The following is a 12,666-nucleotide window of genomic DNA, read 5'->3' as shown; positions in this document are numbered from 1 at the left end:
TCAGTGCCCCGGGTTGAACTGGTTGGCCAGCTCGCGCAGAACGGCTTCGGCATCCAGTACCTTGCGCACGGCGTCCTCGGCCTTTTCACGCGGGATGTCCAGGCGATCGAGCAGGTCCTGCGGGATATCGCTCTCCGGGCCGCTGCCGATGCCGTGGTTGCGCAGCAGGCGGGTGGCCAGGCACACCAGGTTGGCGTAGGCCGAGCAGTCGCCGGCATAGGACGGATCGTGCTGGAAGCGCAGCGCGGTGTAGATCTCTTCCGGCATGTCCCAGGTGCGCATCAGCCAGGCGCCGATCTGCTCGCGGGTGATGCCCAGCAGGTGCTGCTCGACGAGGTTGTGCTCGACGTGCGGGTTCACTTCCAGGTGCCGGCAGATCAGCGAGAAATGCGGTGGGAAGATGTGCGCCAGGACCAGGTAGCCGATGCTGTGCAGCAGGCCGCCGAGGTAGGTCAGGCCGGCTTCCGGGCGTTCTGCGCGGGGCACGGCGCGGGTCAGGCCCTCGATCACCGCGGCGGTGTAGATCGCCTGGTGCCAGTAGGGCGTGGCGTGCTGCGGCTGGTCCTTGGGCAGGCTCAGGGTCTTGCCCAGGGCCAGGCCCAGGGCGAGGTTGATCACCAGGTCGAAGCCCAGCACGCGGACGATGGCGTCTTCCACCGAGCGGATCTTGCCGGGCGCGGCGTAGTAGGGCGAGGCCGCCCAACTGACCACCTGCGCGGCGAGTGCCGGGTCGGTTTCCACCACGCCGGTGATGTCGTCCACCGTGGCGTTGGGATCGACGCGCAGCTTGATGATCTTCTGCGCGGTTTCCGGCAGCGGCGGAATCTCGATGGTTTCTTCCAGGCGCTGCTGGATGCGGCGGGCGGTGAACGCCTGCACGGCCTGGGTGATTTCCTTGCGGTCGTCGTCCGGGCGGTCGAGGTTCGGCCGGATCGAGTCCAGCAGCACGCCGAAGCGCGCCGCGCTGGCTTTCTCCAGCAGGCTGCGGAAGGACGCCGTGGGAATCTCCAGCAGGGTGCCCGGCGTGCCGGATTCGATCAGCAGCTGGGGCTCCTGCAGCAGGCGCTCGTCATACAGGCACGGCGAACTGGTCAGCGGCGGCAATGCCGGCAGGCGACCGAGTTGGTGCTTGCCGAGCATGCGCTCCAGGCGATCGGGCTTGACCGCCACCAGCTTGCGCCCGGTGAGTTCGGCGAGGCGATTGAGGTCCAGCAGTTGGTTCTGGGGGAACAGCACCAGCAGGGTGCCGACCGCATCCTCCAGCAGGCTGGCCTGCACCCGACGCGCAGCGGAAAGCGTGCTGGCGTCGTTCACCTCGCGAGAGGGAATACCCAGCTTGGCGAGCAGCTGCAGGATGACCTCGGGGGCCTGCGAGGAGTCGGATGGGGCGCGTGCGGCATCGCTCATGAATGTGATCCGGTTATCAACGGCTGGGTCGGAGTATAACCACGCAGTCAGCGTGACCGAGCGGTCAACTGACCGATGAGAGTGAAATACATCACACTTGTCCGTATTGCTGCCCGTGTCGCAGCCAGCGTGCCAGCAATGGGCTGACCGATTGCGGCCAGTGCGCCAGCAGGGCTTGGGCGGCATCGCGTACTGCGGGCAGCAGGTCGGCGTCGCGCATCAGGTCGGCGACCTTGAATTGCAGCAGGCCGGTCTGGCGGGTGCCGAGCATTTCGCCGGGGCCGCGCAGCTCCAGGTCCTTCTCGGCGATGATGAAGCCGTCGCAGGTCTCGCGCATGATCCCCAGGCGCTCGCGGCCGATCTGTGACAGCGGCGGGTGGTAGAGCAGCACGCAGTGGCTCGCCGCACTGCCCCGGCCGACGCGCCCGCGCAGCTGGTGCAGCTGGGCCAGGCCCAGGCGCTCGGGGTTCTCGATGATCATCAGGCTGGCGTTGGGCACGTCCACGCCGACCTCGATCACCGTGGTCGCCACCAGCAGCTGCAGCAGGCCTTCCTTGAAGGCTTCCATGACCACGGCCTTGTCCGCCGGCTTCATGCGCCCGTGGATCAGGCCCACGCGCAATTCGCCCAGCGCCGAGGAGAGTTCCTCGTAGGTGGTTTCCGCGGCCTGGCAGGTCAGTTCTTCGGATTCTTCGATCAGCGTGCACACCCAGTAGGCCTGACGACCTTCAGCGCAGGCGGCACGAACACGCTCGATCACTTCGATGCGGCGGCTGTCGGCCACCAGCACGGTGTTCACCGGCGTACGGCCGGGCGGCAACTCGTCGAGGATCGAGGTGTCCAGGTCGGCGTAGGCGCTCATCGCCAGGGTTCGTGGGATGGGCGTGGCGGTCATGATCAACTGGTGCGGGCAGAGCCGGCCGTCCACGCCTTTCTGGCGCAGGGCGAGGCGCTGCTGCACGCCGAAGCGGTGCTGCTCGTCGATGATCACCAGGGCCAGGCGCTTGAACTTCACTTCGTCCTGGAACAGCGCGTGGGTGCCGACGATCATCGGCGCGCCGCCGGCGATCTGCTCCAGCGCACTGGCGCGGGCCTTGCCCTTGAGCTTGCCGGCCAGCCAGGCGACTTCGATGCCCAGCGGCTGCAGCCACTTGGTGAAGTTGAGGAAGTGCTGCTCGGCGAGGATTTCCGTCGGCGCCATCAGCGCCACCTGGTAGCCGGCTTCCAACGCCTGCAGGGCGGCGAGGGCGGCGACCACGGTCTTGCCTGCACCCACGTCACCCTGCACCAGGCGCAGCATCGGCTCGGGCTGGGCGAGGTCGTAGGCGATCTCCGCACCGACCCGCTGCTGCGCGCCGGTGGGCTTGAAGCCGAGGTTCTTCAGGTACAGCGCCGGCAGTCGCTTGGCCGGTGGCAGCTGCGGCGCGGCCTGGGAGCGCACGCTCTCGCGCAGGCGTTGCAGCGACAGCTGGTGGGTCAGCAGTTCCTCGAAGGCCAGGCGGTGCTGGGCCCAGTGGCGGCCTTCGGCGAGCTCTTCCAGATCGGCGTCCGGCGGCGGCCGATGCAGGTAGCGGATGGCTTCGTCCAGCGGGCCCAGGCGGTAGTCGCGGGCCAGCTCCGCCGGCAGCCAGTCCGGCAGGCTCGACGGGCCGAGGCGCGCCAGGGTCTGCTCGCTCAGCTGGCGCAGACGCTGCTGGGTAAGGCCTTCGGTGGTCGGGTAGATCGGTGTCAGCGTCTGCTCCACCGGCGCCGCGACGGCGTCGGTGAGCGAGCGGTATTCGGGGTGGTAGATCTCCAGGCCCGATGCGCCGGGGCGCGCCTCGCCGTAGCAGCGCAGGTGCGTGCCGCGCTTGAGGTTTTCCTTCTGCGCCTGGCTGAAGTGATAGAAGCGCAGGCTCAGCGTGCCGGTGCCGTCCTGCAGGCGCACTAATAAACTGCGACGCTTGCCCATCACCACGTCGGCGCCGGAGACCACGCCTTCGACCACCGCATCCTGCCCCGGGCGCAGCGCGCCGATGGGGGTGATGCGGGTGCGGTCCTGGTAGCGCAGCGGCAGGTGGAAGAGGATGTCCTGGAGGTTCTCCAGGCCGACCTTCGCCAGCTTCTCCTCCAGCGCGGCGCCTACGCCCTTGAGCGCGGTGACCGGGACGTTAGACAGATCGGTCATGCCGGCTCGGCTTCACCCTTGACGGTCGGCTTGGCGACCGAACAGAGGCGGATCGAGTCGGCCAGCACCTCTATCGCTCGCGGCCGCGGGAAGCTGGCGCGCCAGGCGATGGCGACGGTACGGAAGGGCACTGGCGCGCTGAACGGACGCACCTCCAGCACGCCCGGCGCGTAGTGGTGGCTGTCCACGGCGGAGAACGGCAGCACCGACACGCCCAGGCCGGAGGCGACCATGTGGCGGATGGTTTCCAGCGAGCTGGATTCCACCGTGGTGTGCTTGTTCTCGCTGCCCTTGTGGGTCGTCGGGCAGGCTTCGAGCACCTGGTCGCGGAAGCAGTGGCCTTCGCCGAGCAGCAGCAGGCTCTTGTCGTTGAGCAGCTCCGGGTCGATGGTCTTCTTCGCGGTCCATTGATGGTCCGCCGGCATCAGCACGTAGAAGGGCTCGTCGAACAGCTGCAGGGTCAGCACGTCGGCTTCCTGGAACGGCAGGGCGATGATGATCGCGTCCAGCTCGCCGGTGCGCAGCTTGTCGCGCAGGATGTGGGTGAAGTTTTCCTCGATGTACAGCGGCATCTGCGGAGCGACCCGATGCAGCTGCGGGATCAGGTGCGGGAACAGGTACGGGCCGATGGTGTAGATGGCGCCGACCTTGAGCGGCGAGGTCAACTGGTTCTTGCCGGCCTGGGCCAGTTCGCGGATGCCCTGGGCCTGTTCCAGCACCTTCTGCGCCTGCGCCACGATGCCTTCGCCGACCGGGGTCAGGCGCACCGCACTCTTGCTGCGCTCGAAGATCAGCACACCGAGCTCGTCTTCCAGCTTCTTCACGCCCACCGACAGGGTCGGCTGGCTGACATGGCAGCGCTCCGCGGCGCGGCCGAAGTGTTGCTCCTGGGCAAGCGTGACGATGTAGCGCAGTTCGGTCAGGGTCATGGCGACTAAATCCGTTGAGGTGGCCCAAGCATAGCGGCTGCACCGCCGCGAACCAACCGCGCTAAACTGCCGAGCTTTGATTCGCGGAGCCAAGCATGAGCAAGAGCACCTTCCCGAGCCTGATGATCGTCGGTTGCGGCGATGTCGGCAGCCGCCTGGGGCGTCAACTGGCCGCGCAGGACTGGCGCGTCCATGGCCTGCGTCGCAACGTCGCCGCGCTGCCGCTGGAAGTGCTGCCGGTGGCAGGTGACCTGGCCCAGCTCGAATGCCCCGATACCTGGCCAGTCGGCAGCCTGGACTACCTGGTGTACTGCGCCGCCGCGACCCAGCATGACGAGGCTGGTTATCGTGCCGCCTATGTCGAAGGCCTGCGCAATACCCTCGGTTGGCTCAAGCAGCGCGGGCAGACGCCCAAGCGCCTGCTGTTCGTTTCCAGCAGCGGCGTGTATGCCCAGCGCAATGGCGAGTGGATCGACGAGACCTCGCCGGCCGAGGCCGAAAGCTATTCCGGCAGCGTGATGCTCGAAGCCGAGCAGGTGGCGCTGCAGAGCGGCATTCCGGCCAGCGTCGTGCGTCTCACCGGCATCTACGGCCCCGGCCGCGAGTGGCTGCTCAAGCAGGTGCGCGAGGGCTACCGCGTACCCAGCGAGCCGCCGCTGTACGCCAACCGCATTCACGCCGAGGACTGTGCCGGCCTGCTGGCGCATCTGCTGGAGGCCGATCGCCAAGGTGTTGCGCTGGAAGACTGCTACCTCGGCGTCGACAACGACCCCGCTGCATTGCATGACGTGGTCGCCTGGCTGCGCTCGCACCTTGGCGTGACCCACTGGGCCGACGAGCAGACCGTGCGCCGCGCCGGCAGCAAGCGCTGCAGCAATGCTCGCGCCCGTGCGCTGGGCTGGGAGCCGCGTTACCCGAGCTTCCGCGAAGGCTACGCGGCGATTCTCGCGGGCAAGCAGGACTGATGGACGCCAACCGGCTGCTGGTGCGCCCGTGGTTGCCGGGGGTGGAGTTGTTCCACGCGGACTTCTCCGGCCAGCCGTTCGGGCGCCATAGCCACGATGCCTTCGCCATCGGCGCCATCCTGCACGGCGCTGGCGGCTACCAGTGCCGTGGCGCGCACCACGTGCTGCCGGCCGGCACCCTGTCGCTGATGAACCCGGAGGAGCCACATACCGGCAATGCCGAGTCCGAGCGTCTGGTCTACCGCATGCTCTACATCGAGGAGTCGCGCCTGCTCCCGCTGCTGGGCCGCAAGCAGTTGCCGCGCGGCTTCCAGGCGCTCAATCCGAACGATGACGGGCAGGTGGCGGAAGCGCTGCGGCGTGTGGCCAGCGAGTTCGAACGCAACGATGCGCTGGCGCTGGAAAGCGAACTGCTGGCGCTGCTGGAACTGGTGTTCGTCCGCCACGGTGGCATGCGCCCGACGGCCTCGGCCGCGCGCGATGGCAGCGCCACCGCAAAGCTGCGGGATTATCTGGAGGCGCATTACCGCGAGGCAGTCAGCCTCGAAGAACTCGCCACGCTGTTGCAGCGCCATCCGCGCCACCTGATCGAAGCCTTCCGCAACGCCTACGGCGTGCCGCCGCATACCTATCTGCTGCAGCGACGCATCCGCGAGGCCAAGCGCCTGCTGGTGGCTGGCGAGAAGCCGCTGGATGTCGCGCTCACCCTGGGCTTCTACGACCAGGCGCATTTTTCCGGCACCTTCCGCCGCTTCACTGGCGTCACTCCCGGACGTTTCCTGCGCGCCACGCGCACCTGAGTTTCTTCCAAGACTCCACGAGGTCGGTCCTTTCAGACTGCGCGACGCCGCATTCGGGAGATCGCCATGTTCGCCGCCTTCGCGCTGGTTGCCAGCACTCACTTCGCCGCCCTGCTGTCGCCGGGGCCGGATTTCTTCCTGCTGATTCGCGCTGCGCTTTTGCGCGGCAGGCGCCATGCAGACGGCTGCGCAGCGGGCATCTCCCTGGCCAATCTGGCCAGCATGCTGCTGGTGTTGTTCGTCCTCGGCCTGCTGCCGGAGGTGGCGAGCCAGGGGCTGCGCGTCGTGCAATTGCTGGGAGGTGGCTATTTCGTCTGGCTCGGTACGCAGGCTCTGCTGGCGCGGCGGAAGCTGGAGATTCCCACAGCCGGCGGCAACCACAAGTCGGGCGGCTTCCTGCGGGGAGTGCGCGAGGGGTTCCTGGCCAGCAGCCTGAATCCCAAGCTGCCGATCTTCTATGCCGGGCTGTTCGGCGTACTCGGGCAGTTCCACCTGCCCGCCTGGGCACTGGGGGCCTGCGTGCTGTGGATGGGCGCGGTGGTACTGCTGTGGGACATGGCGCTGGTGCGCCTGCTGGATCGCCCGCGCTGGCGCGGCTGGCTCAAGCGTCGGGTGACGGCACTGGACAGGATCTGCGGGGGATTGCTGCTGGCGCTGGGCGGCTGGCTGCTGTGGAGCGGGCTGCGCTGATGCTGTCAGCCCGCCCGCTTGCGGATCAGTCGCGCTCCAGGGTCCAGACCTTGTTGCCCGGCGCGTAGCTGGGCATTTCATCGGCCTGGGCGCGATTTACCGCCTCGAACAGCTCCAGCTTGTCGCGGTCACGCTCGAACAGATACTCGCGGCCTTGCTGGCCCTGTTGCAGCCAGATGCTGTCGTTGTCGCCGCTCATGGCCGCGCAGTCGCCGGCCAGGCACAGCGCGTAGCGGTCGAAGCCCGGCATGCCTTCGAGGCTGCCGTTGGAGAGGAACTTGACCTTGCTGCCCTTGCCTTCGCCTTCCTCGATGATCCAGGTGCCGTTGAGGTAGGCCGCATACAGGGCGTTCTCGAAGGTGCTGCCGGCCGATGCCTGCGTCGCGGGCTGCTCCTTGGGACGCAGGAAGCGCTGTTCGGGCCAGTTGTCGCTGCCTACCTGCACCAGTTCCTTGCCGTCCAGCTCCAGGGATTCCTGGTTGCTGCCGTAGAACTCCACGCGGTAGTGCTTGGGATCGGTCTGGGTAAGCTGCCCTTCGCCCAGCTCGAAGCCGTTGCTGAAGGTCGCCTGGCTGGCCTTGGTGTCCAGCTTCCATTCCAGGTTCGGGCCGTAGGCCAGCAGCGCCTCGCGCAGCTTGCCACCCTTGCCGGCAGCATCGATGGCGGCCTGGTTGACCCAGACGCCGGAAGGGTCGGACGGGGTGCCGGCGCAGCCAGTAAGCAGGCCGATCAGAGCGCTCAGGATCAGGGCGCGACGCATGTTTGCTCCTTGCAGACAAAGGAACGGGGAAAGGGTCTGATGACGTTTCGTCGTGAACCGCGTTGCCGCGTCAAATCACGCCACGCTAGACGCGGGGCGGCGGTAATGGCGCTCCCTTACCTAGCCCCGCAACGACGCATGGCGTGATTTGACGCGCAACCCGAAGGGACGGGCCGCATTTTGCGCAGCGCTTCGTTACTCATCGTTCATTTGGAGTGACCAAACCACACGATTCGCGCCTCACCCTGCGCAAAATGCGGCTCCGTCGCGGCCACGTCGAAACGACATCAGACCCTCCGGGGCCCCGTAGGTGTTTCGTAGCGCTTATTCCAGGACGACGATGGCGTCCATCTCGACCTGCGCGCCCTTGGGCAGTGCGGCGACGCCAATGGCGGCGCGGGCCGGGTAGGGCTGGGTGAAGTACTTGCCCATGATCTCGTTGACCTTGGCGAAGTGCGAGAGGTCGGTGAGGAAGATGTTCAGCTTGGCGACGTCGTGCAGGTAGCCGCCGGAAGCCTCGATGACGGCTTTCAGGTTCTCGAAGACCTGGACGGTCTGCTCTTCGAAGCCTTCGACCAGTTCCATGGTTTTCGGGTCCAGCGGGATCTGACCGGAGACATAGACGGTGTTGCCGGCCTTGATCGCCTGGGAGTAGGTACCGATGGCGGCCGGAGCTTTGTCGGTGTGGATAACGGTCTTGGTCATGTCGACTCCTTAGGGTGGGATCAGCTGCGCATGCGGGTGATGCGGATCACGCCCTTGAGCGCGCGCAGCTTCTTGATGACGCGGGCCAGGTGCACACGGTCATGCACGCTGACGACGAGCTGGACCACGCTGATGCGGCCGTCGCGCTCGTCCATGCTGATCTTCTCGATGTTGCCGTCGGCGGCGTTGACGCTGGTCGCCAGCAGGGCGATCAGGCCGCGCTGGTGTTCCAGTTCGACGCGCAATTCGACGTTGAATTCGCCGGTGACATCCTTGGCCCAGCTGAGCTGGATGCATTTTTCCGGGTTGTGGCGAATCTCGCTGATGTTCCGGCAGTTCTCCAGGTGCACGACCATGCCCTTGCCGGCGGACAGGTGGCCGACGATCGGGTCGCCCGGGATCGGCGTGCAGCACTTGGCGTAGCTGAGCACCAGGCCCTCGGTGCCGCGAATCGCCAGCGGACCTTCGGCGCTGGGCGCTTCCTCGCCTTCGCTGGACAGCAGGCGGCGCGCGACTACGTAAGCCATGCGGTTGCCCAGGCCGATCTCTTCGAGCAGGTCTTCGAAGACTTCCATGCGGTATTCGGCGAGCACGCCCTGGATGCGTTCCTGCGGGATCTTCTCCAGGTGGCTGTCGAAGCCGGCCAGGGTCTTGTTCAGCAGGCGCTCGCCGAGGTTGATCGACTCGGAGCGGCGCTGCAGCTTGAGCGCGTGGCGAATGTGCGTGCGCGCCTTGCCGGTGACCACGAAGTTGAGCCAGGCCGGGTTCGGCCGGGTGCCCGGCGCGGTGACGATTTCCACCGTCGCGCCGCTCTGCAGCGGTTCGGACAGCGGCGCCAGGCGGCGGTTGATACGGCAGGCGATGCAGCTGTTGCCGACGTCGGTGTGCACCGCGTAGGCGAAGTCGACCGCCGTGGAGCCCTTGGGCAACTCCATGATGCGGCCCTTGGGCGTGAAGACGTAGACCTCGTCCGGGAACAGGTCGATCTTCACGTTCTCGATGAATTCCAGCGAGTTGCCCGCGCGCTGCTGCAGTTCGAGGATGCCCTTCACCCACTGGCGGGCGCGGGCGTGGGTGCCCTTCTGGGCTTCCTCTTCGCTGGACTTGTACAACCAGTGCGCGGCGATCCCGTGATTGGCCATCTCTTCCATCTCGCGGGTGCGGATCTGGATCTCGATGGGCACGCCGTGCATGCCGAACAGCGTGGTGTGCAACGACTGGTAGCCGTTGGCCTTGGGAATCGCGATGTAGTCCTTGAAGCGACCGGGGAACGGCTTGTACAGGTTGTGCACGGCGCCGAGCACGCGGTAGCAGGTGTCGACCTTGTCGACGATGACGCGGAAGGCGTAGACGTCCATGATCTCGTTGAACGCCTTGCGCTTGCCGCGCATCTTCTTGTAGATGCTGAACAGGTGCTTCTCGCGGCCCAGGACCTGGCCTTCCATGCCTTCGCGGGCGAGGCAGTTGACCAGCGATTCCTGGATCTTGCCGACGATCTCGCGGCGGTTGCCGCGGGCTTTCTTCACCGCCTGGCGGATGCGCTCGGAGCGCATCGGGTGCATGGCCTTGAAGCCCAGGTCCTCGAACTCCACGCGCATGCTGTGCATGCCCAGCCGGTTGGCGATGGGCGCGTAGATTTCCAGGGTTTCCTTGGCGATGCGCCGGCGTTTCTCGCCCGACAGCACTTCCAGCGTGCGCATGTTGTGCAGGCGGTCGGCCAGCTTCACCAGGATCACGCGGATGTCGCGTGCCATGGCCATGGCCATCTTCTGGAAGTTCTCGGCCTGCGCCTCGGCCTTGGACTCGAAGTTCATCTGGGTCAGCTTGCTGACCCCGTCCACCAGTTCCGAGACGGTCTCGCCGAACTGCGCGGTGAGCGCTTCCTTGGCGATGCCGGTGTCCTCGATCACGTCGTGCAGCATGGCGGCCATCAGGCTCTGATGGTCCATGTGCATGTCGGCGAGGATGTTGGCGACGGCGAGCGGGTGCGTGACGTAGGCTTCGCCGCTGCGGCGGCGCTGCCCGTCATGGGCCTGCTCGGCGTAGTAGTAGGCGCGGCGAACCAGGTTGACCTGATCCGGGCCCAGATAGCTCGATAGCCGGTCGGCGAAGGCATCTATGCTCGGCATGGGTTCACCCCCTGCCGAGCAGTGCGTCGTGGCGCGCCGATTCGTCGGCCGGACATCGACTTACAGGGCCTCGTTGTTGGCCTCGTCTTCAAAAGCAGCGAACAGCGGCTCTTCTTCAACCACGTCCTCCTGCTGAACGATGTCAGCATCCACCAGGCCCGAGGCGATTTCGCGCAGGGCGACAACGGTGGGCTTGTCGTTTTCCCACGGTACCTTGGGCTCCTTGCCGCCGGTAGCCAGCTGGCGCGAACGCTTGGTGGCGAGCATGACCAGCTCGAAACGGTTATCGACGTTGTCCAGGCAGTCTTCAACGGTGACGCGGGCCATGGTGTTCCTCATTACGCAAATGGAGACCCGGAGAATTACCGGGCGGACTGGATAGTCTAAAAAATCGCCAATCTTTATGGAAGTGCCTTTGCTCGCCCGATTCAGGCCAGCAGGCGCTGCAGCAGCTCGGTATGGCGTTGCTGCTGGGCATCCTGGCGCAGCTGGCGGGCGCGGAAGATTGCCTTGAGGTCTTCCAGCGCGTGGGCGAAATCGTCGTTGATCACCAGGTGATCGTACTCCACATAGTGGCTCATTTCGCTGACGGCTTCCTGCATGCGCCGCTCGATGACCTCGTCGCTGTCCTGGCCGCGGTTGGTCAGGCGCTGGCGCAGGGCTTCCTGGGTCGGCGGCAGGATGAAGATCGACTGCGCCTGGGGCATCAGCCGGCGCACCTGCTGCGCGCCCTGCCAGTCGATCTCCAGGATCAGGTCGTTGCCCTCGGCAAGGGTCTTTTCCACCCAGCGCTGGGAGGTGCCGTAGAGATTGTCGAAGACCTGCGCGTGCTCGAGAAACTCGTTGCGTTCGAGCATGGCCTTGAAAGTGTCATGACCGACGAAGTGGTAGTTCACCCCGTCCACCTCGCCCGGGCGCATGCCGCGGGTGGTGTGGGAAACGGAGACGCGCACGCTGGGCATGGTGTCGAGCAGGGCCTTGACCAGGCTGGTCTTGCCGGCGCCCGACGGCGCGGAAACGATGTACAGGGTGCCGGACATGGCGCTTTCCTGGAGTAACGGTTGACTGAATGGAAGCCGGAGGCGTCCGGCTTACTCGATATTCTGGACCTGCTCGCGCATCTGCTCGATCAGCACCTTGAGGTTGACCGCTGCCTGGGTCGAGCGTGGATCGAAAGCCTTCGAACCCAGCGTGTTGGCCTCGCGGTTGAGTTCCTGCATCAGGAAGTCCAGGCGGCGGCCGGCAGCGCCGCCGGCCTTGAGCACGCGGCGCACTTCGGTGATGTGGGTGGTCAGGCGGTCGAGCTCTTCGGCGACGTCGCTCTTCTGCGCCAGCAGGACCATTTCCTGCTCCAGGCGCTGCGGGTCGAGCTCGGCCTTCATCTCGTTGAAGCGGTCGAGGATCTTCTGGCGCTGGTTGGCGAGCATCTGCGGCACCAGCTCGCGCAGGTTCACCACTTCTTCCTGCATGGCGCTCAGGCGTTCGTCGATGATCTTCGCCAGGTCCGCGCCTTCGCGGGCGCGTCCGGCCTTGAGCTCGTCCAGGGCCTGGTTGAAGGCGGCCAGGGCGCTGGCATTGAGCGCCTGCGGATCGGCGGCATCGCCCACCAGCACTCCCGGCCAGGCCAGCACGGCCAGCGGGTCGAGCGGGGCGGGCTGCTGGATCAGGCCGGCGACGGTCTCGGCGGCGGCGACCAGTTGCGCGGCGCGTTCGCGGTCGACCTGCAGCGGCTTGCCGGCGTTCTCCTCGTTGAAGCGCAGGGTGCATTCCACCTTGCCGCGCGACAGGCCCTGGCGCAGCGCCTCGCGCACCGCGCCTTCGAGGTCGCGGAAGGCTTCGGGCAGACGCAGGTTGGGCTCGAGGTAGCGATGGTTGACTGAGCGCAGCTCCCAGCTGAGGGTTCCATGGGTGCCGGCGCGCTCGACGCGGGCGAAGGCGGTCATGCTGTGGACCATGGAATTACCTCGCTTGAAGACTGTGGGAAACGGCCGACAGGTCGTCGGAAACCGGCAATTGTAACCCAGCCTGGCGCGCCACCGCACACCGGCGGTGGTTGCGGCCGTCCGCTGGCCTCTATAATGGCCGACATTCCCCCGCCAGCAATCTGTACAGGA

General features: G+C 66.5%; 12 protein-coding genes. 3 read left to right on the top strand and 9 right to left on the bottom strand.

Annotation, left to right across the window (positions count from 1 at the left end; all coding sequences use genetic code 11):
* The 3 genes from GJV37_RS29310 to GJV37_RS29300 form a co-directional block, all read right to left on the bottom strand.
* Positions 1-1,407: an aminoacyl-tRNA deacylase and HDOD domain-containing protein gene (locus GJV37_RS29310; protein ID WP_170859080.1), complete on the bottom strand. Its 1,407-nt coding sequence runs from the start codon at positions 1,405-1,407 to the stop codon at positions 1-3.
* 91 nt (positions 1,408-1,498) lie between these two features.
* The gene (gene recG, locus GJV37_RS29305) at positions 1,499-3,574 is read right to left on the bottom strand and encodes an ATP-dependent DNA helicase RecG (protein ID WP_024762051.1); all 2,076 of its coding nucleotides are present in this window, start codon (positions 3,572-3,574) and stop codon (positions 1,499-1,501) included.
* The gene (locus GJV37_RS29300; protein WP_037016754.1) at positions 3,571-4,503 is read right to left on the bottom strand and encodes a hydrogen peroxide-inducible genes activator; all 933 of its coding nucleotides are present in this window, start codon (positions 4,501-4,503) and stop codon (positions 3,571-3,573) included. The genes recG and GJV37_RS29300 overlap by 4 nt, the downstream gene beginning before the upstream one ends.
* Positions 4,504-4,598: 95 nt before the next feature.
* Between GJV37_RS29300 and GJV37_RS29295 the strand changes: the two genes are divergently transcribed.
* The 3 genes from GJV37_RS29295 to GJV37_RS29285 all read left to right on the top strand — a co-directional run bounded on the left by GJV37_RS29295 (position 4,599) and on the right by GJV37_RS29285 (position 6,958).
* Positions 4,599-5,468, top strand: a complete 870-nt coding sequence (locus GJV37_RS29295) for an NAD-dependent epimerase/dehydratase family protein (protein WP_193453261.1) — start codon at positions 4,599-4,601, stop codon at positions 5,466-5,468.
* On the top strand, positions 5,468-6,268 hold the full coding sequence (locus tag GJV37_RS29290; protein WP_170859078.1) for a helix-turn-helix transcriptional regulator: 801 nt from the start codon (positions 5,468-5,470) through the stop codon (positions 6,266-6,268). Before GJV37_RS29295 ends, GJV37_RS29290 begins: the two co-directional genes overlap by 1 nt.
* 66 nt (positions 6,269-6,334) lie before the next feature.
* The gene (locus GJV37_RS29285) at positions 6,335-6,958 is read left to right on the top strand and encodes a LysE family translocator (protein WP_193453260.1); all 624 of its coding nucleotides are present in this window, start codon (positions 6,335-6,337) and stop codon (positions 6,956-6,958) included.
* Positions 6,959-6,983: 25 nt separating this feature from the next.
* Here the strand turns inward: GJV37_RS29285 and GJV37_RS29280 are convergent, their stop codons facing one another.
* From GJV37_RS29280 to GJV37_RS29255, 6 genes are all read right to left on the bottom strand, one after another.
* Positions 6,984-7,718, bottom strand: a complete 735-nt coding sequence (locus GJV37_RS29280) for a putative periplasmic lipoprotein (RefSeq protein WP_193453259.1) — start codon at positions 7,716-7,718, stop codon at positions 6,984-6,986.
* Between the two features lie 324 nt (positions 7,719-8,042).
* Positions 8,043-8,423 (bottom strand): RidA family protein, encoded by a 381-nt coding sequence (locus tag GJV37_RS29275; RefSeq protein ID WP_024762056.1) that lies wholly within the window; start codon positions 8,421-8,423, stop codon positions 8,043-8,045.
* Positions 8,424-8,443: 20 nt separating this feature from the next.
* The gene (gene spoT, locus GJV37_RS29270; RefSeq protein ID WP_169890255.1) at positions 8,444-10,552 is read right to left on the bottom strand and encodes a bifunctional GTP diphosphokinase/guanosine-3',5'-bis pyrophosphate 3'-pyrophosphohydrolase; all 2,109 of its coding nucleotides are present in this window, start codon (positions 10,550-10,552) and stop codon (positions 8,444-8,446) included.
* Between the two features lie 60 nt (positions 10,553-10,612).
* Complete coding sequence (rpoZ, locus tag GJV37_RS29265; RefSeq protein ID WP_024762058.1) at positions 10,613-10,879, bottom strand: DNA-directed RNA polymerase subunit omega; 267 nt, start codon at positions 10,877-10,879, stop codon at positions 10,613-10,615.
* Positions 10,880-10,980: 101 nt separating this feature from the next.
* The gene (gmk, locus tag GJV37_RS29260) at positions 10,981-11,592 is read right to left on the bottom strand and encodes a guanylate kinase (protein WP_024762059.1); all 612 of its coding nucleotides are present in this window, start codon (positions 11,590-11,592) and stop codon (positions 10,981-10,983) included.
* Between the two features lie 51 nt (positions 11,593-11,643).
* A complete protein-coding gene (locus GJV37_RS29255; RefSeq protein WP_024762060.1) occupies positions 11,644-12,507 on the bottom strand; it encodes a YicC/YloC family endoribonuclease in 864 nt (287 codons plus the stop codon).
* Positions 12,508-12,666: the final 159 nt, after the last annotated feature.

The organism is Pseudomonas nitroreducens, assembly GCF_010994165.1.
Classification (GTDB): Bacteria; Pseudomonadota; Gammaproteobacteria; order Pseudomonadales; family Pseudomonadaceae; genus Pseudomonas; species Pseudomonas nitroreducens.
The sequence above is the reverse complement of the archived record's forward strand: the minus strand, read 5'-3'. Positions and strand labels throughout refer to the sequence as shown.

What these genes read in the sequence shown, in the direction of transcription:
- GJV37_RS29310 (WP_170859080.1), bottom strand. Translation starts at nt 1,407, where the DNA reads ATGAGCGATGCCGCACGCGCCCCATCCGACTCCTCGCAGGCCCCCGAG.
- recG (WP_024762051.1), bottom strand. Translation starts at nt 3,574, where the DNA reads ATGACCGATCTGTCTAACGTCCCGGTCACCGCGCTCAAGGGCGTAGGC.
- GJV37_RS29300 (WP_037016754.1), bottom strand. Translation starts at nt 4,503, where the DNA reads ATGACCCTGACCGAACTGCGCTACATCGTCACGCTTGCCCAGGAGCAA.
- GJV37_RS29295 (WP_193453261.1), top strand. Translation starts at nt 4,599, where the DNA reads ATGAGCAAGAGCACCTTCCCGAGCCTGATGATCGTCGGTTGCGGCGAT.
- GJV37_RS29290 (WP_170859078.1), top strand. Translation starts at nt 5,468, where the DNA reads ATGGACGCCAACCGGCTGCTGGTGCGCCCGTGGTTGCCGGGGGTGGAG.
- GJV37_RS29285 (WP_193453260.1), top strand. Translation starts at nt 6,335, where the DNA reads ATGTTCGCCGCCTTCGCGCTGGTTGCCAGCACTCACTTCGCCGCCCTG.
- GJV37_RS29280 (WP_193453259.1), bottom strand. Translation starts at nt 7,718, where the DNA reads ATGCGTCGCGCCCTGATCCTGAGCGCTCTGATCGGCCTGCTTACTGGC.
- GJV37_RS29275 (WP_024762056.1), bottom strand. Translation starts at nt 8,423, where the DNA reads ATGACCAAGACCGTTATCCACACCGACAAAGCTCCGGCCGCCATCGGT.
- spoT (WP_169890255.1), bottom strand. Translation starts at nt 10,552, where the DNA reads ATGCCGAGCATAGATGCCTTCGCCGACCGGCTATCGAGCTATCTGGGC.
- rpoZ (WP_024762058.1), bottom strand. Translation starts at nt 10,879, where the DNA reads ATGGCCCGCGTCACCGTTGAAGACTGCCTGGACAACGTCGATAACCGT.
- gmk (WP_024762059.1), bottom strand. Translation starts at nt 11,592, where the DNA reads ATGTCCGGCACCCTGTACATCGTTTCCGCGCCGTCGGGCGCCGGCAAG.
- GJV37_RS29255 (WP_024762060.1), bottom strand. Translation starts at nt 12,507, where the DNA reads ATGGTCCACAGCATGACCGCCTTCGCCCGCGTCGAGCGCGCCGGCACC.